Origin of the sequence: Pseudomonas fluorescens (genome assembly GCF_004683905.1) — a bacterium.
Lineage (GTDB): Bacteria > Pseudomonadota > Gammaproteobacteria > Pseudomonadales > Pseudomonadaceae > Aquipseudomonas > Aquipseudomonas putida_A.
Genome location: NZ_CP038438.1, coordinates 4,196,003 through 4,216,295 on the forward strand (window position 1 = coordinate 4,196,003; position 20,293 = coordinate 4,216,295).

The 20,293-nt window shown below is 61.0% G+C and carries 17 protein-coding genes; 10 read left to right on the forward strand and 7 right to left on the reverse strand.

The genetic code is table 11. The features are described 5' to 3' along the window. Nucleotides 1-3 precede the first annotated feature (3 nt). Nucleotides 4-321: a transcriptional regulator gene (locus E4T63_RS19250; protein WP_003226726.1), complete on the reverse strand. Its 318-nt coding sequence runs from the start codon at nt 319-321 to the stop codon at nt 4-6. Between the two features lie 166 nt (nt 322-487). Further along, a complete protein-coding gene (locus tag E4T63_RS19255) occupies nt 488-724 on the reverse strand; it encodes a glutaredoxin family protein (protein ID WP_098964882.1) in 237 nt (78 codons plus the stop codon). A gap of 201 nt (nt 725-925) precedes the next feature. Between E4T63_RS19255 and E4T63_RS19260 the strand changes: the two genes are divergently transcribed. Then, nucleotides 926-2,638, forward strand: a complete 1,713-nt coding sequence (locus E4T63_RS19260) for a cation:proton antiporter (protein ID WP_098964883.1) — start codon at nt 926-928, stop codon at nt 2,636-2,638. On the opposite strand, the gene E4T63_RS19265 is transcribed toward E4T63_RS19260, so the two are convergent. Beyond that, nucleotides 2,635-3,843, reverse strand: a complete 1,209-nt coding sequence (locus E4T63_RS19265) for an ammonium transporter (RefSeq protein ID WP_027613424.1) — start codon at nt 3,841-3,843, stop codon at nt 2,635-2,637. The genes E4T63_RS19260 and E4T63_RS19265 overlap by 4 nt on opposite strands. Before the next feature lie 305 nt (nt 3,844-4,148). On the opposite strand from E4T63_RS19265, the gene E4T63_RS19270 reads away from it, so the two are divergent. The 8 genes from E4T63_RS19270 (at nt 4,149) to E4T63_RS19305 (ending at nt 15,501) form a co-directional block, all read left to right on the forward strand. Continuing rightward, the gene (locus tag E4T63_RS19270) at nt 4,149-4,463 is read left to right on the forward strand and encodes a DUF883 family protein (protein ID WP_003226733.1); all 315 of its coding nucleotides are present in this window, start codon (nt 4,149-4,151) and stop codon (nt 4,461-4,463) included. A gap of 2 nt (nt 4,464-4,465) precedes the next feature. Next, on the forward strand, nt 4,466-4,852 hold the full coding sequence (locus E4T63_RS19275) for a phage holin family protein (protein ID WP_027613425.1): 387 nt from the start codon (nt 4,466-4,468) through the stop codon (nt 4,850-4,852). Continuing rightward, the gene (locus E4T63_RS19280) at nt 4,849-5,187 is read left to right on the forward strand and encodes a hypothetical protein (protein WP_027613426.1); all 339 of its coding nucleotides are present in this window, start codon (nt 4,849-4,851) and stop codon (nt 5,185-5,187) included. Before E4T63_RS19275 ends, E4T63_RS19280 begins: the two co-directional genes overlap by 4 nt. Before the next feature lie 124 nt (nt 5,188-5,311). Then, complete coding sequence (locus E4T63_RS19285) at nt 5,312-6,475, forward strand: EAL domain-containing protein (RefSeq protein WP_096794968.1); 1,164 nt, start codon at nt 5,312-5,314, stop codon at nt 6,473-6,475. Between the two features lie 76 nt (nt 6,476-6,551). Continuing rightward, nucleotides 6,552-7,880 carry a deoxyguanosinetriphosphate triphosphohydrolase gene (locus E4T63_RS19290; RefSeq protein WP_003226741.1) on the forward strand — a complete coding sequence of 443 codons (1,329 nt, stop codon included), beginning with the start codon at nt 6,552-6,554 and terminating at the stop codon, nt 7,878-7,880. A 350-nt stretch (nt 7,881-8,230) separates the two neighbouring features. Beyond that, nucleotides 8,231-8,857 (forward strand): response regulator transcription factor, encoded by a 627-nt coding sequence (locus E4T63_RS19295; RefSeq protein ID WP_098964885.1) that lies wholly within the window; start codon nt 8,231-8,233, stop codon nt 8,855-8,857. 8 nt (nt 8,858-8,865) lie between these two features. Then, entirely contained in the window at nt 8,866-12,507 is a 3,642-nt protein-coding gene (locus E4T63_RS19300) for a transporter substrate-binding domain-containing protein (protein ID WP_098964886.1), read from the forward strand. Nucleotides 12,508-12,555: 48 nt separating this feature from the next. Further along, nucleotides 12,556-15,501 (forward strand): HD domain-containing phosphohydrolase, encoded by a 2,946-nt coding sequence (locus E4T63_RS19305; protein WP_135296284.1) that lies wholly within the window; start codon nt 12,556-12,558, stop codon nt 15,499-15,501. Here the strand turns inward: E4T63_RS19305 and E4T63_RS19310 are convergent, their stop codons facing one another. Both E4T63_RS19310 and E4T63_RS19315 read right to left on the reverse strand, forming a co-directional pair. After that, entirely contained in the window at nt 15,502-15,984 is a 483-nt protein-coding gene (locus E4T63_RS19310; protein ID WP_027613431.1) for a GAF domain-containing protein, read from the reverse strand. Next, nucleotides 15,981-16,871 carry an ATP-binding protein gene (locus E4T63_RS19315; RefSeq protein WP_027613432.1) on the reverse strand — a complete coding sequence of 297 codons (891 nt, stop codon included), beginning with the start codon at nt 16,869-16,871 and terminating at the stop codon, nt 15,981-15,983. Before E4T63_RS19315 ends, E4T63_RS19310 begins: the two co-directional genes overlap by 4 nt. A gap of 165 nt (nt 16,872-17,036) precedes the next feature. Between E4T63_RS19315 and E4T63_RS19320 the strand changes: the two genes are divergently transcribed. After that, the gene (locus E4T63_RS19320) at nt 17,037-19,358 is read left to right on the forward strand and encodes a hybrid sensor histidine kinase/response regulator (RefSeq protein ID WP_135296285.1); all 2,322 of its coding nucleotides are present in this window, start codon (nt 17,037-17,039) and stop codon (nt 19,356-19,358) included. Here the strand turns inward: E4T63_RS19320 and E4T63_RS19325 are convergent. Together E4T63_RS19325 and E4T63_RS19330 are read right to left on the reverse strand one after the other, a co-directional pair. Continuing rightward, the gene (locus tag E4T63_RS19325) at nt 19,342-19,803 is read right to left on the reverse strand and encodes a MarR family winged helix-turn-helix transcriptional regulator (protein ID WP_027613434.1); all 462 of its coding nucleotides are present in this window, start codon (nt 19,801-19,803) and stop codon (nt 19,342-19,344) included. The genes E4T63_RS19320 and E4T63_RS19325 overlap by 17 nt on opposite strands. Next, a complete protein-coding gene (locus tag E4T63_RS19330; RefSeq protein WP_027613435.1) occupies nt 19,800-20,285 on the reverse strand; it encodes a glutathione peroxidase in 486 nt (161 codons plus the stop codon). The genes E4T63_RS19325 and E4T63_RS19330 overlap by 4 nt, the downstream gene beginning before the upstream one ends. Nucleotides 20,286-20,293: the final 8 nt, after the last annotated feature.

Sequence of the window (20,293 nt, forward strand, 5' to 3'; positions counted from 1 at the left end):
GCTTCAGGCCGGGATCGACTTGAGCGCGGCGGCTTCGGTGAATTCCTTGAGCCAGCGCAGCACATCGACGGCCTCCCAGCGCCCCGGGTCATACAAGGCATAGAGCAGGCCCTGATAACCGACCACATCCAGTTGCTTGTGATAACCGGCACGCTGGAACAGCGCCTCGATCTCGGCAAAACAGGTGTTGAAATGCAATTTGTTGAAAGGCGTCTTGCCCTCCGTGACCAGCCCGTCCAGGCGCAACTCGAGGACGGCCTCGCGCACCACGTCAACCGACATCCGGTTCACGCTGTTCTTCAACTGTTCGACATTGACCACGGTTCGTCCCTCTGACTGCCGGATTCACCTGCTCAAGTCATGCAAAGCAGCAGGCCAACCCAATTACTGTATGCACATACAGTAACCGAATAAACCACAGAGTGCCAAGGGAAGGATGCACGGTCACGACCGGCGGAAAGCCATGTCGCGTCACCGAAGAAAAGGCTCAGCGCAGGAATGCCACGACCTGATCGGCATTGAACGGCCAGCTCAGCTCCGCACCATTATCAACACGGCGCAGCACCGGAATCCGCAGGCTGTAAGCCTCGAACCAGGATTCATCGTCGGCAATATCCACCAGTTCGACCAGCAGACCGTGCTCGACAAAAGGCATCAACTCGGCTTCTGCCAACTCACACAAATGGCATCCCAAGGTGCCGAACAACTGACATTCAGGAGGCATGATCGCTCAACCGGAAAAATGAGCATTCATTTTAGGCCTGCCTCGAAAACCCGTCGAGCCGCTGCCGCCCAAAGGCCCGAGCACGGCAACCAGTACGCAAAACCCTGACGCAAATCAGTCCAGAGAAAAGCCAATCAGGCCATGCTCCCGGGCTTTTTGCCTCTACGCTTGAGAAGCCTGAGCCTGACATCGGAGTGCCTTGTGTTTGCCAACCTGCTGATCATCCTCGCCTCATCCCTGGTGATGATTGCCCTGTTTCGCCGCCTGCGCTTGCCGCCGGTGCTGGGCTATCTGTGCGTGGGCCTGATGGTGGGCCCGACCGCGTTCAACTGGGTCAACGAGAGCGAGCACCTGCCGGACGTGGCCGAGTTGGGCGTGGTGTTTCTGCTGTTTTCGCTGGGCCTGGAGTTTTCCCTGTCGAAAATGATCGCGCTGCGCCAGGTGGTGTTTCGCCTGGGCAGTCAGCAGGTATTGCTCAGCACCGGGGTGCTCGGGCTGGTGCTGATCCTGCTGGGCATGCCGCTGGCCCCGGCAATGTTGCTCGGGGCCGGGCTGTCGTTGTCGTCGACGGCGATTGTCACCAAGGAGTTGAGCAGCCTGGGCGAAGTGTTCAGCAGCCACGGGCAGAACGCGGTCGGGGTCTTGCTGTTTCAGGACGTGGTCGCGGTGTTGTTGCTGACCCTGGTGCCAGTGTTCGCCGGGAGCAGCACGCAAGCCTGGTACTGGGCCTTGCCATTGACGCTGGTGAAGACCGTGGTGCTGTTTTTCGGTCTGCTGCTGGCCAGCCGCTGGTTGCTGCCACGGCTGTTCCACGAAGTGGCCGCGTCGCGCTCGGCGGAATTGTTCGTCCTGCTGGCGCTGGTGATTGTGCTGCTGACCGCCTGGCTGACACACCTGCTGGGCCTGTCCCCTGCCCTTGGCGCATTTCTCGCCGGCATGCTGTTGGGCGAGAGCCACTATCGCCATCAGATCGAGGCCGACATCCGGCCGTTTCGCGACATCCTGCTCGGGGTGTTTTTCGTCAGCATCGGCATGCTGATCGACCTGCAACTGTTCGTCAGTCACAGCCTGCTGATTCTCGGCCTGACCCTCGGTCTGATGCTGATCAAAGGCACGGTCGTCGCGCTTTTGGTGAAGTGGCGCGGCAGCGATCACGAAACTGCCTGGCGCAGCGGCCTGGCGTTGGCGCAGGGCGGGGAATTCTGCTTCGCATTGATGGCGCAGATGCAGCAAAACCGCATGCTGCCTGACGAACTCGGCGGCCTGCTGCTGGCGGCGACGTTCTGCTCGATGTTGCTGACCCCGCTATTGTTGCGCGGGGCACCGAAAATTGCCCTGCGCCTGCATCGCAAGCCGAATCAGGAGGCGCAAATCGAGGAAATCAGCGCCCTCAATGCCGGTCTGGATCAACATGTGGTGATTTGCGGCTACGGGCGCGTTGGCCAGTCCATCGGCCGCTTCATGCGCAATGCCAATCAACCTTACATCGCGTTGGACAACGATCCGGTGCGCGTGCAGGAAGCCGCGTCCGAGGAAAGTGATGTGCATTATGGCGACTCATCGCGCGGTGACTTGCTAACGGCCATCGGATTGTTGCGCGCGAAACTGCTGGTGATCGCCGTGGATCAGAGCGATGTCAGTCTGCGAATTCTCAAGGAAGCGCGCCGGCTCAATGCGCGGATACCGATTCTGGTGCGCACCCGCGATGACAGCCAATGGGCTGAACTCAAAGCGGCCGGCGCCACCGAAGTGGTGCCGGAGTTATTGGAGTCGAGCCTGATGCTCGCCTCCCACGCCTTGATCATGCTCGGTCTGCCAGCTCATCAGGTACAGGAGAAAGTCGACCAGGTGCGCATCAATCGCTATCGCCTGTTGCATGGCTTTTACCCCGGCACCGACGACAAGGAAACTTAGTCCTGACTGACCGCGCCGATCTTGTGCAGCGACAGATCGGCGCCGTAATACTCTTGTTCCTGACTCAGGCGCAGGCCGTGCAAGGCCTTGATCACGCCGTAAACGGCGAATCCGCCGAGCAATGCGACCACCACACCGAGCGCAGTGCCGATCAACTGACTGATCAGGCTGACGCCACCGAGGCCACCCAGCGCAGTCTGGCCGAAGATGCCGCAGGCGATCCCGCCCCACACCCCGCACAAACCGTGCAATGGCCACACGCCGAGCACATCGTCGATGCGCCATTTGACTTGCGCGGCGGTAAAACACCAGACAAACAACGCACCGGCAATCGCGCCAGTCACCAGCGCACCGACCGGATGCATCAGGTCGGAACCGGCGCAGATCGCCACCAGCCCGGCCAACGGGCCGTTGTGCAGAAAGCCCGGGTCATTGCGCCCGACAATCAACGCCGCCACCGTGCCGCCGACCATGGCCATCAACGAGTTGACTGCAACCAGACCGCTGACGCCTTGCAACGTCTGTGCGCTCATCACGTTGAAGCCGAACCAGCCGACAATCAGAATCCACGAACCCAGCGCCAGAAACGGAATGCTCGACGGCGCGAACGCCACCAGCCGCCCTTCGCGATAACGGCCGTTACGCGGGCCGAGCAGCAAAACCGCCGCCAGTGCCAGCCAGCCGCCCATGGCGTGCACCACCACCGATCCGGCGAAATCATGGAACGCCGCGCCAAAGCGCGCCGTCAGCCAGGCCTGCAGACCGAAGTTGCCGTTCCAGACCATGCCCTCGAAAAACGGGTAGATGAACGCCACGATCAGCGCCGTTGCACACAACTGCGGAACGAAGCGCGCACGCTCGGCAATCCCGCCGGAGATGATCGCCGGAATTGCCGCTGCAAACGTCAGCAGGAAGAAAAACTTCACCAGCCCATATCCGTGATCGGCACTCAGCACCGCCGCCGGTTGCATGAAGGTGACCCCATAGGAGATCCAATAGCCTATAAAGAAATAGGCCAGGGTCGAAACGGCAAAGTCGCTGAGGATCTTCGACAGTGCGTTGACCTGGTTTTTCTGGCGCACCGTGCCGACTTCAAGGAAGGCGAAACCGGCGTGCATCGCCAGCACCATCACCGCACCGATCAGAATGAACAACGTGTTGGAGCTGTGAACCAGCGTGTCCACAGCGCTTTGCAGATTTTCCATAAAGAGGCAGACCTGAAGGCTAAAAAGGCACCAAAGCGGTTCGCGCGGACAATTCATGCACCAAGTTGCGACCGGTCGGTCTGCGCAATGAAGCTGCGATGAACCGGTTTGGCGCACAAGGTCGATGTCCTGACACGAACCAGGATTATTTGAGTTAAGGTTTTGCTGCATGTACGCCCGCCAACAGCGCACGGCGGCAGCAGAACGCACCACGACATAGCAAAAGCTGTACCAGTCATTTGTACTGAACCTTCGCGCAAGGCTCATACTCGAACGCTTCAGACGTCACTTACGGAGATCCACCCATGGCCAGCATCAAGGCAAAGACTGCTCAAGAAATCCTGATGAACGACTTCCAGACTCTGGTCGCCGACACCGAGCGGCTGCTCGAACACACCGCGTCCCTGGCGGGCGATCAGGCCGATGAGCTGCGTGATCAGATCCACGACAGCCTGCTGCGCGCCCGGGAAACCCTGAAGCTGACCGAAGACACCCTGCGTGATCGCGGCCAGGCAGCGGTCACCGCCACCGAAGATTATGTGTCGGCCAACCCTTGGCAATCAGTGGGTATCGCCGCCGGGGTGGGCTTTCTGATTGGCCTGCTGGCCACTCGGCGCTGATCATGTCGATCGGCGAATCCGGCCTGGGGTCGGGCACCTCCTCTTCCACGCGGCGTCTGGGCGCCGCTGTTCTCGGCTTGCTGCACAGCCATGTCGAACTGTTCGGCATCGAATTGCAGGAGCAGAAATCACGCACCGTCAGCCTGTTGCTGTTCGCAGGGCTGGCGCTGGTGTTTGCCCTGCTGTTGCTGGTGGGTCTGTCGACGCTGGTGCTGATCGTGTTCTGGGATACCTATCGTCTGGCAGCGATCATCGGCCTGTGCGTGTTCTACACCCTGGCGGCCGCTTTCTGCGGGCTGCGTCTCAAGGCAGCAGTCTTCGATGAATCCTCGCCCTTCCACGGCACGCTGGAAGAATTGGCCAATGATCGGGAGCGCCTGCTGCCATGAGCCTGCCTGAACTGCCACACAACAGCTCGCGCCGGGAAATGCGCAAGGCGCTGATCCGCCTGCGCATGGAAATGCATCGTCAGGAAATCCGCCACGAAGCCGGGCAAGTGCTGCAGCCCTTGCAGCGCATGCGCGGCATGACGCAAAACCTGCAAGGCGGCTTCGGCATCAAGCACGCGCCGCTTTGGGGCGTGGCCGCCGTCACCCTGCTGGGCTTCATCACCGGCAAAGGCGCAAAAAGCGGCGGTGTTGGCGGGCTGACCCGGCTGATACGGCTGGGCACCAGCCTCGGGCCACTGATCAAACTGGTCATGCAGAGTTCGGGCAAACGCTAAGCCGACGCATCTGGCTACATTCTTGCAATATCCGCGGGATGAACCTCTTTACCCGGAGGTTCAATCCCGCGCGCCTACCCGGTCGGCGGGGTTCATCCAGAACAAGAACGACTAAGGAGGCCCCGTGATCGACGGGCAACCGCTCGCCTGCTTTCAACCTTTCATCGATACCGCCACCGGACGTATTGCAGGCGTCGAAGCATTGGGTCGCCTGCGCCAGCCTGACGGCCAACTGGCCTCGGTCGGGCCGTTGTTTGCCGACCCACGCACACCCGCCATCGCCCTGCGCCGGCTCGACCGGCAGATCCGCGACAACGCCCTGAGCCGACTGCATGAAGCCCCCGCCGAGTGGTTTCTCAGCCTGAACATGTCGCCGCGCTGGATCAGTCGCCTGCGCGCCGATCAACCGCTGCCCAGCCTCAAGCAGATGCTGCGCCACGGCGTCGATCCGCAACGCATCGTGTTCGAGATCACTGAACTGGGCGGCAATGGTCAGCGTCTGGCCGAAGTGGTGGCACGCTACCGCGAGGCAGGAGCGCGGATCGCCATCGATGACTTCGGCGCCGGTTACTCGCAGCTCGATCGGGTGCTGGCGTTGCAGCCGGACATTCTCAAACTCGACATGCGCCTGTTTCAGGCTGCCGCACTGGGCGGGCCGAGCAGTGACGTGGTCAAGGCTCTGGCGCAAATGGCCGAAAAAACCGGCTGCTGGATCATCGCCGAAGGCGTGGAAACCGAGGCCCAGCTCAATTTCGCCCTGGAATGCGGTTCGCGCTACGTTCAGGGTTTCCTGTTCGCCCGGGCGCAGGAGGCGTTTTATCCGACCGACGCCTTCGTGCAGCGCTTTGCCGAACTGCGCCAGCGTTACGTGCGGCAGAAACTGGCCGAACGCGGGCGCCTGATGCAGATGCGCCAGCAACTCGGCGAACTGATGGCGATCCTCCAGAGCTGGGCTCAGGCCCACGCGCCGCTGAGTGCGCTGCCGCAACTCGAAGCCTTCCCGTGGTTGCTGCGGTTTTACCAATGCGACCGTCACGGCACCCAACTCACGCCCAACCTCGAATGGCGCAACAACGGCTGGGTCGCCGATAACCGCTATCTGGGCCACAACTGGTCATGGCGTCCGTACTTCTATCATTTGCTCGCCGAAGGCTGGGAAGAGCGGCGCCTGACCCTGTCCAGCACCTACCGCGATGCCACCAGCAACCAGTATTGCCTGACCGCCGGGCAGTTCTTCGATAACGGCGAGCGCCTGCTGCTGATCGATATTGATGCCGCGGGCTTGTAGTTCCGCTTGCAGGTGTGTGGCTGAACCGGGAAGCTAGGGCAACAGTCATCCCAGTCACCGACGGAGAGAACCAGCCTTGGATTGGCAGACCCTGCTCAACCGCGAACGCCTTGGAAAACCGCTGCACAGCCCGCAAGAGCTTGGCCGCAGCCCGTTCCACAAAGACCACGACCGCATCATCTTCTCCGGTGCCTTCCGCCGTCTGGGCCGCAAGACCCAGGTGCATCCGGTGTCGAGTAACGACCACATCCACACCCGGCTGACCCACTCGCTGGAAGTCAGCTGCGTCGGGCGCTCGCTGGGCATGCGCGTCGGTGAAACCTTGCGCAGCGCCCTGCCCGACTGGTGCGACCCGAGCGACCTGGGCATGGTCGTGCAATCGGCCTGCCTGGCCCATGACATCGGCAATCCGCCGTTCGGCCACTCCGGTGAAGACGCGATTCGGCACTGGTTCCAGCAGGCCGCCGGGCGCGGCTGGCTCGACGGCATGAGCGAAGCCGAGCGCGGTGACTTCCTCAATTTCGAAGGCAATGCGCAAGGCTTCCGGGTGCTGACTCAGCTGGAGTATCACCAGTTCGACGGCGGTACCCGCCTCACCTACGCCACCCTCGGCACCTATCTGAAGTATCCGTGGACCGCCCGTCACGCCGACTCGCTGGGCTACAAGAAACACAAGTTCGGCTGCTATCAGAGCGAACTGCCGCTGCTGGAGCAGATCGCCCACAAGCTCGGCCTGCCACAACTGGAAGACCAGCGCTGGGCGCGCCACCCATTGGTGTACCTGATGGAGGCTGCCGACGACATCTGCTACGCGCTGATCGACCTCGAAGACGGCCTGGAAATGGAGCTGCTGGAGTACGCGGAAGTCGAATCGCTGCTGCTCGGTCTGGTGGGAGACGATCTGCCGGAAACCTATCGCCAGCTCGGCCCGCAGGATTCGCGTCGACGCAAACTGGCGATCCTGCGCGGCAAGGCCATCGAGCACCTGACCAACGCCGCTGCCCGGGCATTCGTCGAGCAACAGGATGCGCTGCTGGCCGGCACCCTGCACGGCGACCTGGTGGAACACATGCACGGCCCGGCCAAACGCTGCGTACTCAACGCCAAGGACATCGCCCGCAAGAAAATCTTCCAGGACAAACGCAAGACGCTGCATGAAATCGGCGCCTACACCACCCTGGAAATCCTCCTCAACGCGTTCTGCGGCGCGGCCCTGGAGCAACATGGCGGCCGCACGCCGTCGTTCAAGAGCCGCCGGATCCTCGATCTGCTGGGCAACAATGCGCCGGATCCCCATGGCCCGCTGCACACCTCGTTCCTGCGCATGATCGACTTCATCGCCGGGATGACCGACAGCTACGCCAGTGACATGGCGCTGGAAATGACCGGGCGTTCCAGCCACTGACAGAAAAAAAGTTGCTCAACCGGGTCAGGCAACTGCCCGGATGAGCGATGCCTCGATTGAACCGGTTCTGTGGTCTCAGGCAAACGGATCGACTGAAAGGTAAATCCGTTTAACAGCCAACTACGCAAACAAAACCTTGTTTATTCAAGGTTCGACAAGCAACTTAAAACATTCAGATAAACAAATCAGCACAACACTTCCTTACGCGACACAGAGTTTGGTCGTAGTCGGTTTCCTTTTAGTGCGTAGGACTTATCCTATATTGCCGCAACAGCCCCGGGAGTTCATGCGGCAGCTCATTTATCTGAGCTAAGGTGCGCCCTTTATTCGCGCACGTATGGGATTTGATTATGAACTCCGTTTTTATTGTCGATGATCACCCCGTCATCCGACTTGCCGTTCGAATGCTGCTCGAGCATGAAGGTTACAAGGTCGTCGGCGAAACCGATAACGGGGTCGATGCCATGCAAATGGTCCGCGAATGCATGCCCGACCTGATCATCCTTGATATCAGCATACCCAAACTCGACGGCCTGGAAGTTCTCGCCCGGTTCAACGCCATGGGCACCCCGCTCAAAACCCTGGTACTGACGGCGCAATGCCCGACGCTGTTCGGCATTCGCTGCATGCAGTCCGGTGCATCCGGTTATGTCTGCAAAGTGGAAGACTTGAGTGAACTGGTCAGTGCGATCAAGGCGGTACTTTCCGGTTACAACTATTTCCCCAGCCAGGCATTGAATCCGGTACGCCTCGACGACGTGCGTTATGCCGAACTGGAGTTATTCAAATCCGTCAACGACCGCGAGCTGATGGTCCTGCAATTATTTGCCCAAGGGCGCACCAACAAGGAAATAGCCAAGGGCATGTTTCTCAGTAACAAGACAGTCAGTACCTACAAAAAACGCCTGATGCAAAAACTCAAGGCCAGATCTCTGGTGGAACTGATCGAGATGGCCAAACGCAACGCGCTAGTGTGAGAGCCTGAATGCCCAGTCGTTTAAAGATCTGTCTCGCCCTATGTTGCGTCAGCCTGTGCCTGACGACTCAGGTGCATGCCAGCTTCGTCACCGCGCAAGATTATGTGCTGCGCAGCCGCTCGGGCCACGAAGCGCCATCCGTGTCCCTTGAACCCGCGCAACGGCAATGGCTGGAGAGTCGCCGCGAACTGGTACTGGGCACTTCCGCGCCGGACTATCCGCCGTTCGACATGACCGCCAGCGGTCGTGATTACGAAGGTTTTACCGCCGACTACGCCGGTCTGCTCGAACAGGCTGTCGGGTTGCCAATCCGGGTCCAGCGCTTTGCCTCACGGGAAGCCGCCTTGCAGGCGTTGATTGCAGGTCAGGTCGACATGCTCGGTACGGCCAACGGTTTCGAGGCCAGTAACGCAAATATCCTGCTTTCAACGCCCTACGCCATCGATCAGCCGGTTCTGGTTACCCGCGAAGGCGAGACCCGCTCGTTGACTGAAGGCCTGGCCGGTCTGCGGCTGAGCATGGTCTATCACTATCTGCCCCAGGATGAGGTCAAGGCGCAGTATCCCAAAGCCATCCTGACGTCCTATCCCTCCTATCAAAACGCAATCAACGCGGTGGCTTTCGATCAGGCTGACGTGTTTCTGGGTGACACCATTTCCACCCACTACATGATCAACAAGGGTTATCTGAACAACATTCGCATGGCCAATTTCGGCAAACAGGAAGCCCACGGTTTCAGCTTTGCCGTTCACGCCGACAACCCGCAACTGCTGGCGATCATCAACACCGTGCTGCAAGCCATACCGGCCAGCGAACGGGACAACATCGCCAAGCGCTGGAGCGCCGGCAGCGACATTCTGCTGACCGACCAGAAGCTGCAATTGACCCACCACGAAGAACAGTGGCTCAAACAGCACCCGGTGCTGCGCGTCGTCGTCAACGAGGCGTTCGCGCCGCTGACATTCTTCGACAGCGACGGCAACCTGCGGGGCATCACTGCCGACCTGCTCGAACTGCTGCGCCTGCGTACCGGCCTGCGCTTCGAACTGGTCCGCAGCCGCAGTGACGGAGAAATGATCGAGCAGATCAATCAACATCGGGCGGATCTGATCGCCGCGTTGCTACCCAGCCCCCAACGGGAAAAGACCCTGCAATTCAGCCGTCCCTATCTGGAAAACTCCTTCGTCCTGCTGACGCGCAAATCCGCTGACAGCCCGACACATCCCACCCAGCTCAAGAACCGATACCTGGCGATTGCCCAAGGCAGTCCCATGGCTGATTACCTGCGCCGCGAATTCCCCAACATCCACCTGATCGAAACCTCCGACACTTTCGGTGCCGCAACCTTGCTTGCCGAAGGCAAGGCCGATGGCGCCGTCGCCTCGCTGGTGATTGCCAATTATCTGATTTCATCGCGGATCTTCGAACATCAATTACAGATCACCACCACCCTGGGCACACGTCAGGCGGCCTTCTCGCTGGCCAGCGCCCGTGACAATGCCGAACTGGGCTCGATCCTCGACAAGGCGCTGCTGAGCATCACACCGGAGGAACTGGGGGTCATCAACAGTCGCTGGCGCGGTTTCTCCAATGCGGCTCAAAGCAACTGGCATCACTACAAACGCCTGTTTTACCAATTGATCGGCGCGGCCTGCCTGCTGCTGTTGCTGTCGCTGTTGTGGAACGCCTACATGCGTCGCCAGATCAAGCAACGCCAGGCCGCCGAACGGGCACTCAACGATCAGTTCGAATTCATGCGTTCACTGGTCAATGGCACCCCTCACCCGATCTACGTGCGCGACCGCCAGGGTCTGCTGCAAAGCTGCAACGACAGCTACCTCGAAGCCTTCAACGCCAAACGCGAAGACGTGATCGGCAAAAGTGTCATGCAGGGCACCCTGAGCAACGCCTTCGAAGCCCAGGCATACCAGGCGGATTACCAGCGGGTGGTGGCCGAAGGCACGCCTCTGCTGCTCGATCGACCGCTGCACATCGGTGGCCGGCGTTTGACGATCTACCACTGGATCCTGCCGTACCGCGACTCCAGTGGCGATGTGCAAGGGATCATCGGCGGCTGGATCGACATCAGTGAACGTCGCCAGTTGTTCGATGAACTGCGCCGGGCCAAGGAACAGGCGGACAACGCCAACCGCGCCAAAAGTACCTTTCTGGCCACCATGAGCCACGAAATCCGCACACCCATGAATGCCATTATCGGCATGCTCGAACTGACGCTCAAACGCATGAATGATCAGGCTCCGGATCGCTCCTCCATCGAAACCGCCTACTGCTCGGCCAAGGATCTGCTGGGCCTGATCGGCGACATTCTCGATATCGCGCGGATCGAATCCGGGCACCTGAGCCTGAGCCCGGAACGGGTCAATCTGGTCGAAACAGTGGCGTCGGTGGTCAGGATCTTCGACGGCCTCGCCCGCCAGAAAAACCTCCTCCTGCCGCTGATCATCAATCCGCCCGGGCTGCAGGTCGACGTGGAGCTGGATCCGTTGCGCTTCAAGCAGATCCTGTCGAACCTGATCAGCAATGCCATCAAATTCACTGAGTCCGGGCAGGTGCGGATCAATCTGGATGTGCTGCCCAACGGGCCGGGCCAATGCTCGCTCGTTCAGTTGACGATCCAGGACACCGGGGTCGGCATCAGCATCGAAGATCAACAACGCCTGTTCGAGCCGTTCGCCCAGACCGAGAGTGGCCGGCAGCAAGCTCGCAGCGGCGCAGGCCTGGGGCTGGTGATCTGTCGCAACCTGTGTGAAATGATGGGTGGGCAGCTGCAGTTGAGCAGCCAGCCGGGGATCGGCACCCAGGTCTGCCTGTCACTGCCGCTGCAAACGCTACCGTGCCAGGTGACCACGGCAAAAACCGAGCCTGTGCTGCAAACCTCTGCACCACTGAACATTCTGGTGGTCGACGATCATCCGGCCAATCGCCTGCTGATGTGCCAGCAACTGGAGTTCCTCGGGCACCGATTCACCCTCGCCGAAGAGGGTCGGAGTGGATTCGAGAAATGGCAGACCGGTGCATTCGACCTGGTTATCGCTGACTGCAACATGCCGTTGATGAACGGCTACGAACTGACCGAGGCGATCCGCCAGCAGGAACAACGCACTGGCCGCCCTCCGTGTACCGTGCTGGGTTTCACGGCCAACGCGCAGCCTGAAGAAGTACAGCGCTGCAAACAGGCCGGCATGAATGACTGCCTGTTCAAGCCGTTGAGCCTCAGCGCACTGAGCCACTGGATCAATGGTCTGCAGCCCGCGACGCTTGAACCGGCGTTCAATCTTGACGGGTTGAGTCAGTTGACTGGCGGCAACCCGCTGCAAGTCCGGCGTCTGCTCACGCAATTGCTCAAGAGCAGCCGTCTCGATCGCGAGGAATTATTAGCCCTGGCCCCCTGCAATGATCGTCAGGCAGTGGCGCTGGTCGCCCACAAGATCAAAGGCGCCGCCCGGATCGCCCAGGCCTCGCGCCTGATCGCCTGTTGCGATGCGCTGGAACAGGCCTGCATGCAGACAACGCCCGCACCGACCATCGTGCGCTGCGTCGAGGCCACCGACGCAGCCATGCTCGAACTGGAGCAGGCGTTGCGGCAACAACTGGAACCGTTCGAAGAAAGCACAATGACCGAGCCTTAACTATGCTTGGACGCTGAGCAGTGTGTTTACTTCAATGGAGAGTCAGCAATGCCCAGCCCACTGCGCCCGGATCAACGCCGGTTCCCGTTGCACGTGCACATCAGCGTCATGTTCACCTTTCTGCTGTTGCTCACAGGCGTGGTGCTGGGGCTGTTCAATTATCGCCAGACCACCCGGATCATCCTGTCGAGCAGTGAAAACCTGTTCAATCGCATCGAACAGGATGTGCGCCTGGACCTGCATTCAACCTACGAACCGATCCGGCACCTGCTGAGCCTGCTGGCCGACAATCAGGCGGCCGAGGCGCCGAACCTGCAACAGCGTCTGGCGCTGCTCAAGCCGTTCAGTCAGTCGCTCAAGGACAACACCGACCTCGCCTCGCTGTATCTGGGGTACGGCAACGGCGATTTCTTCATGGTCCGGCCCTTGCGCACCAGCGCGCTGAAAACCCTGCTCAAGGCACCACCAACAGCGGTCTATCAGGTCTGGAGCATCGAGCACGACGCCAGCGGCACCGTATTGTCGCAGTCACTGTTCTTCGACCAGACGCTGACGCCTGTCGGACGCGACACCAATCCCGACGACCGCTACGACCCGCGTACCCGCAACTGGTACAGCAACGCCCTGCAACAGGGCGATCAGATCACCACCGAACCCTATGTATTTTTCTCCACGCACAACGTGGGCACCACCCTGGCCCGGCGCAGCAGCGCAACCAGTGTGATCGGTGCCGATCTGACTTTGGAGGCACTCTCGGCCACCTTGACCAAGCATGTGGTCACCCCCTCGACCGAAATCGTGTTGTTCGATGCCGATGGCAATGCCGTGGCCTATCCGGACAGCAGCCGGCTGATCGTCGACGGCAGCAGCGCACGCCTGGCCAAAGCGGCCGACCTCAGTCCGAATCTGCACGCGTTGCTGTCCACCGCCCATCCGGGCAAACGGCTCGACGTCAATGGCCGCCACTGGATCGTCGCCCGCAGCACCCTGCAGGAAGGCGGGCCGAAAGGTTTGCAGATGGCCCTGCTGGTGCCCGAGGACGAACTGCTTGCCGATGCCTACCGCATGCGCTGGCAAGGCGCGCTGATCACCTTGGCGATCTTGCTGCTGTGCCTGCCGCTGGGCTGGCTGATCTCGCGGATTCTGGTCAAACCGTTGCACGCGTTGGTCAAGGAAGCCGACGCGATCCGCAGTTTCGATTTCAACTTTCCGGTCACCCGCCGCTCGCCGGTGCTGGAGGTTGACCAGTTGAGCCTGTCGATGGCGCGCATGAAGGACACGCTCGCCAGTTTCTTCCGCATCACCGACAGCCTCTGCGCCGAAACCCGCTTCGCCCCGCTGCTGCAAAGGGTGCTGTTCGAAACGGCGCAGATCGCCCAGGCCCAGGCAGGCTTGATCTATCTGCGCGAAAGCGATGGCAACCGGATGGAGCCTTACGGACTGGTTATTGATGGCGCCTCGCACGAGCCGGGCGAGTTCGCTGTGCTGGGCCGGGATCTCCTGGCCGATCAAGGGCCGGCGTGGTTCCAGCAACTGATCAACGCTGACAACGTGGTCAGCAGCCTTGGCTTCGAGCAGGCCGGGGACTTGCAGAAAGTCCTGTTGGCCATGCAGTCGCCGCGCATCCACCTGATCGGCATCCGCCTGCGTAATCGGCACAACGAAACCATCGGCCTGTTGCTTCTGCTGATCAACGACAGCGGCAGCGCTCAGGACCTGGAAAAACTGCGCCCGGACCGCATCGGCTTCCTGCAAGCCGTGTCTGGTGCGGCGGCGGTGAGTATCGAAAGTCAGCGCCTGCAAGCGAAGCAGAAACAGTTGCTCGATGCGTTCATCCAGTTACTGGCCGGCGCCATCGACGCCAAGAGCCCGTACACCGGTGGCCACTGCCAGCGCGTGCCGGAACTGACCCTGATGCTCGCGCAGGCCGCGGCCGCCAGCCAGGCGCCGGCGTTCCAGAGCTACCAACCGAGCGAAGACGAATGGGAAGCCCTGCACATTGCGGCCTGGCTGCACGATTGCGGCAAAGTCACGACGCCGGAGTATGTCGTCGACAAGGCGACCAAACTGGAAACCCTCAACGATCGCATCCACGAAATCCGCACCCGTTTCGAAGTGCTCAAGCGCGATGCCTGGATCGGCTACTGGCAGGCACTGGCGCTGGGCGGCGACGCGGCACAACTGAGCGAACTGCGTGACGCCACGTTGACGCAACTGGACGATGACTTTGCCTTCGTTGCCCGTTGCAATCTGGGCGGTGAGGCCATGGCGCCCGCCGATCTGCAACGTCTTGAACGCATTGCCGAGCGGCGCTGGATGCGCACCCTCGATGATCGCCTGGGGGTGTCATGGGAGGAAAACCGCCGCCAGGCGCAAACGCCGGCGGCGAATCTGCCAGTCAGCGAGCCACTGCTGGCGGACAAGCCCGAACACCTGATCGAACGCGCCGACAGCGAACTGATTCCGGAAGACAATCCGTGGGGGTTCAAACTGGATGTGCCGCGTTACAAATACAATCGCGGCGAACTGTACAACCTGAGCATTGCCCGGGGCACGCTGACCCGCGAAGAGCGCTACATCATCAATCACCACATGGTGCAGACGATCCTGATGCTCAGCCACCTGCCCTTCCCCGGGCACCTGGACAGCGTTGCGGAAATCGCCGGTGGGCATCACGAAAAGATGGACGGCAGCGGTTATCCCAAACGCCTGAAGCGCGAGGACATGAGCCTGCCGGCACGGATGATGGCGATTGCCGATATTTTCGAGGCACTGACAGCGGCGGATCGACCGTACAAGAAGGCCAAATCCTTGAACGAGGCGCTGGGGATCATGGCCACCATGTCCCGCGAGGCGCACATCGACCCCGAGCTGTTTGCGCTGTTCATCAACGATGGGGTGTACATGCAGTACGCCGCACGGTTTCTCGATCCGCGCCAGATCGATGTGGTGGATCCGGCCAGCCTGCTGCGCAAGGCTGGCCTGAGTGCCTGATCAGCAGTCGGTCAGACGCAGGAAAATCGCCGCCAGTTGCTCGATTCCGGACTGATCGGCGGTGCCGAAACGTGCAAGTTTCGGGCTGTCGAGATCAAGTACGCCGATCAACCGACCGTCCTTGACCAGCGGCACTACCAGCTCGCTGTTGGAGGCGCTGTCGCAAGCGATATGACCGGGGAACGCATGCACGTCTTCAACGCGCTGGGTCTGTCGACTGGCCGCTGCCGCGCCACACACACCGCGACCGAACGGAATGCGCACGCAGGCGATCTGCCCCTGAAACGGGCCAAGCACCAGTTCTTCGTTGCGATTGAGGTAGAAACCGGCCCAGTTCAAATCGTCGAGCTGGTTGAACAGGAACGCCGAAAACTGCGCGGCATTGGCGATGAAATCGCGCTCGTCCGCCAGCAGCGATTCCAGTTGTGCGGCCAACATGCCATAGCCTTCGAGGCCCTGGCCGCTTTGTTGCAAATCAATCATGCCTTGTGCTCCAGCAATTTCAGTCCCACCCAGTAACGGGCGAATTGGTACGCGCAACGTCCGTTGCGATTGCCGCGCCCGGTTGCCCAGCGCACGGCGAGGATGTCGAGCTCTTCGTCGCGCTGCCAGCTCAAGCCGGCCTTGGCGGCCAACTGGCCGATCCAGTGCTCGACGACGTTGAGGAAGTGTTCCTGGGTAAACGGATAAAACGACAACCACAGGCCGAAACGGTCGGACAAGGCGATCTTGTCTTCCACCGCCTCACTCGGATGCAGCTCGCCGTCGACGCGTTTCCAGTTTTCGTTGTCGCTTTCCTTTTCCGGCACCAGATGGCGGCGGTTGGAAGTGGCGTACAGCAGAACGTTGTCCGGGGCCTGTTCGAGCGAGCCGTCGAGCACGCTTTTCAGCACGCGGTAATCGCCTTCGCCGGACTCGAACGACAGGTCATCGCAGAACAGCACGAAGCGTTGCGGCAGTTTGCCGATCTGCTCGACCACGCGCGGCAGGTCGGCCAGATGGTCGCGCTCGATTTCGATCAAACGCAGGCCGGCCTTGGCGTGTTCGGCCAGCAACGCGCGCACCAGCGACGATTTACCGGTGCCGCGCGAGCCCCAGAGCAGCGCATGGTTCGCCGGCATGCCGTCGAGAAACTGCTGAGTGTTGCGGCCCAGTTGTTCTAACTGACGGTCGACACCAATCAAGTCGGACAGGCGCATGTCGAGGCTGACTTCCAGTGGCAGCAAATAGCCGCTGCGCCCGTCACGCTGCCAGCGCGCGGCCAGGCAGGTTTCCCAGTCGATCAGCGGACGCGGCGCCGGCAGCAAGGGTTCGATCCGCGCCAGAACCGACTCGGCGCGTTCAAGAAAAGCATTCAATCGGGAATCCACGTCTTCTCCTCGGGCACGTTCACAGTGATGATGTCGATCCAGCGACGACAGACAGATCTCAATCCCCGTTCAAGCCTTGTTACAAGGCGCTTCGGGAACCTCGGTATCCATACATGATCGACTATGCTTGAGCAGCGAAGGGAAACGGAAGTGGTTCAACACCCCATGGATATCAAATTCACCCACCGGCTGTCATACAAGCAAGCCAGATTCACGGTGCTGGTCGGGTTCGTTCTGGGCACGCTGCTCAGCCTGCTGCAAATCGGCATCGATTATGCCAGTGAAGACGCCTCCATCAACCGTGAAATCCTGTCTTTGCTGGAAATCAGCCACAATCCGGCGTCGCGAATCGCCTACAACATCGATGCGGAACTGGCGCAGGAACTGACCCTGGGCCTGTTGCGTTCGCCGGCGATCATCTCGGCGCAACTGACCGACAACAACGGCAACGTCCTGGCCAACGTCAAGCGCCCGGAGCTGCAAAGCGGTTACCGGGTGATCAGCGACTTCCTGTTCGGTGCCAAGCGCCAGTTCGAAGACCGCCTGTACCTCGATCACCTGCCCGAGGAATCACTGGGCACGCTGAGTCTGGAGGTCGATACCTACGCGTTCGGCAGCCGGTTTCTGCGCCGCGCCGAAGTCACCCTGCTCAACGGCTTTGCCCGCAGCCTGATTCTCACTGGCATCCTGTTGGCGCTGTTCTACGTGATGCTGACCAAGCCACTGGTGCGCCTGATCCGGGAACTCAGCGCGCGTGACGCACGCAGTGCAGAACCGACGACCCTGGAATGTCCGGCCGGCCACGCCAATGACGAGATCGGCGTACTGGTCAAAGTCGCCAACCAGCAGTTCGACAATATCGCCACGGAGATCCAGCAACGGCGCAACGCGGAAAACCGCCTCACCGATTACCTCGGGCAACTGGAGCACATCGTCTCGGCCCGCACTGCCGAGCTCAAGGCCATCAACACCCGGCTCAGCCAGTCCAACGAAGAACTGGAAGTCGCTCGCAGCACCGCACTGGACATGGCCGAAGCGCGCTCGGCATTCCTCGCCAACATGAGCCACGAGATCCGCACCCCGCTCAACGGCCTGCTGGGAATGATCGCCTTGTCCCTCGATGGGCCGCTGAATGCCGAGCAGCAACAGCAACTGTCGATTGCCCATGACTCGGGCAAGGTGCTGGTCGAGCTGCTTAACGATATTCTCGACCTGTCCAAGTTCGATGCGGGGCAACTGGAGCTCGAACACATCCCGTTCGACCTCGGCTCGCTGATCGAGGACACCGCCAACCTGCTGTCGCAGAACGCTGCGCCGAGCGTCGAGCTGACCTGCCTGATCGACCCGCACTTCCCCGCGCTGGTGCTGGGGGATCCGACCCGGGTACGGCAGATCGTCAGCAACCTGCTGTCCAATGCCCTGAAGTTCACCCGCTTCGGCCGGGTCGATGTGCGCCTGTCCGCCCACAAGGACGGGGTGCGCATCGAAGTCTGCGACACCGGCATTGGCATCGCTCAGGATGCCCAGGTGAAAATCTTCCAGCCGTTCACCCAGGCCGGTGCCGGCATCACCCGGCAGTACGGCGGCACCGGTCTCGGTCTGGCGTTGACCTACAACCTGTGCGAGGCCATGCAAGGCCGATTGACCATCAGTTCCGAGGCCGGTTTCGGCAGTCAGTTCTGTGCCGACCTGCCACTGCCGTGTCACACCCGGGCGGTCATGCCGCCGCCACTGCACGGCAAGGTGCTGGCGATCACCGCGGCCAGCAGCGGCTTGGCAGAACTGCTCAAGACATTGTTGCCAGTGTGGGGCGTGAGCTATGAACAGCGCACCATGGATGACCCGTTGCTGGGCCTGTCACCCGATCTGCTGATCACCGATTGCCCGGAATGCCTGTTCAGTCTGCGCCCGACCATCAGCGCACCGATCCTCGTCGTAACCGCTTATGGCAGTTTCATGCCCGGCGAAGAAGCCGCCGCGCTGGCGCCATTGCAGCAACAAGCCCGACCGCTGGCACGCAACGCGCTGTACCAGATCCTGCGGCGCATTCTGCTGGCCGATGTCACCACGAGCAACGATGCGCGCCTCGAGAGCCAGCCGGTCCGGCGGCGCGGAAAGGTGCTGCTGGTGGAGGACAATCCGGTCAATCAACTGGTGGCCAAAGGCATGCTCGGCAAGCTCGGTTGCGACGTGGTGGTCGCCGCCCACGGTGCCGAGGCACTGGATCAACTGGAGCACGATGAGTTCGATCTGGTGCTGATGGACTGCAACATGCCAGTGATGGACGGCTACGAAGCGAGCCGGCAGATCCGCCAGAGCGGGCGCTGGCCGCATTTGCCGATCGTCGCGCTGACCGCCAACGCCATGTCCGAGGAACGCGAGCGCTGCCGTGCGGCCGGCATGAGCGATTACCTGGCCAAGCCGTTCCGCCGCGAAGAGCTGGCGGCCCTGCTCGACCAGTGGATGCCGGCTACGTCAGCGCTTTGATCTGCCCCAGCAGGTGATCGAGACCGTTACGCAAATCGTTGAGCCGATCAAGGTCCACTCCGCTGTCGCACAACAACCGCGCCTTGAGCGGCCCGACCTGCTCGCGCAGCGCTTGGCCTTGCGCGGTCAGGCTCAGATGCACTTCACGCTCGTCGCGCGCCGAACGCTGGCGCTGCACCCACTGCAATTGTTCAAGACGCTTGAGCAACGGCGTCAGGGTGCCGGAGTCCAGCGCCAGGCGCTCGCCCAACGCCTTGACCGTCGGTTGCTCCGGTGCACTGTCCTGCCACTCCCACAGCACCAGCATCGCCAGGTACTGCGGGTAGGTCAGGCCGAGTTGATCGAGCATCGGCTTGTAAGCGCGAATCACCGCCCGGGACGCGGCGTACAACTTGAAGCACAACTGACTGTCGAGCTTCAGCGAATCGTCGGGCAGGCTGTTCATTTGAGCAGGGCTTCGATCTCGCCGCTGATGTCCTGCGGCTTGGTGGTCGGGGCGAAACGCTTGACCAGTTGCCCATCCTTGCCGATCAGGAACTTGGTGAAGTTCCACTTGATGCCCTCGGAGCCGAGCAAACCCGGAGCGCGCTTTTTCAACTGCACGAACAGCGGATGCGCGTCAGAACCGTTGACGTCGATCTTCTTGAACAGCGGGAAGCTCACGCCGTAATTCAGCTCACAGAACTCGCTGATCGCCCCCTCGTTACCCGGCTCCTGCTTGCCGAACTGATTGCACGGGAATCCCAATACCACCAGGCCCTGATCCTTGTAGGTCTGCCACAGCTCTTCCAGGCCTTTGTATTGCGGGGTGAAGCCGCATTTGCTGGCGGTGTTGACCACCAACACCGCTTTGCCGGCAAAATCGGCCAGGGTCTTTTGCTCACCCTTGATGGTGGTGACAGGGATATTCAGCAGGTTGTCGCTCATGAGACGGC

Excerpts from the sequence above, each read along its gene's own strand:
- E4T63_RS19305 (WP_135296284.1), top strand. The coding sequence starts at position 12,556 with ATGCCCAGCCCACTGCGCCCGGATCAACGCCGGTTCCCGTTGCACGTG.
- E4T63_RS19300 (WP_098964886.1), top strand. The coding sequence starts at position 8,866 with ATGCCCAGTCGTTTAAAGATCTGTCTCGCCCTATGTTGCGTCAGCCTG.
- E4T63_RS19295 (WP_098964885.1), top strand. The coding sequence starts at position 8,231 with ATGAACTCCGTTTTTATTGTCGATGATCACCCCGTCATCCGACTTGCC.
- E4T63_RS19320 (WP_135296285.1), top strand. The coding sequence starts at position 17,037 with ATGGATATCAAATTCACCCACCGGCTGTCATACAAGCAAGCCAGATTC.
- E4T63_RS19330 (WP_027613435.1), bottom strand. The coding sequence starts at position 20,285 with ATGAGCGACAACCTGCTGAATATCCCTGTCACCACCATCAAGGGTGAG.
- E4T63_RS19275 (WP_027613425.1), top strand. The coding sequence starts at position 4,466 with ATGTCGATCGGCGAATCCGGCCTGGGGTCGGGCACCTCCTCTTCCACG.
- E4T63_RS19280 (WP_027613426.1), top strand. The coding sequence starts at position 4,849 with ATGAGCCTGCCTGAACTGCCACACAACAGCTCGCGCCGGGAAATGCGC.
- E4T63_RS19265 (WP_027613424.1), bottom strand. The coding sequence starts at position 3,843 with ATGGAAAATCTGCAAAGCGCTGTGGACACGCTGGTTCACAGCTCCAAC.
- E4T63_RS19310 (WP_027613431.1), bottom strand. The coding sequence starts at position 15,984 with ATGATTGATTTGCAACAAAGCGGCCAGGGCCTCGAAGGCTATGGCATG.
- E4T63_RS19270 (WP_003226733.1), top strand. The coding sequence starts at position 4,149 with ATGGCCAGCATCAAGGCAAAGACTGCTCAAGAAATCCTGATGAACGAC.
- E4T63_RS19325 (WP_027613434.1), bottom strand. The coding sequence starts at position 19,803 with ATGAACAGCCTGCCCGACGATTCGCTGAAGCTCGACAGTCAGTTGTGC.
- E4T63_RS19255 (WP_098964882.1), bottom strand. The coding sequence starts at position 724 with ATGCCTCCTGAATGTCAGTTGTTCGGCACCTTGGGATGCCATTTGTGT.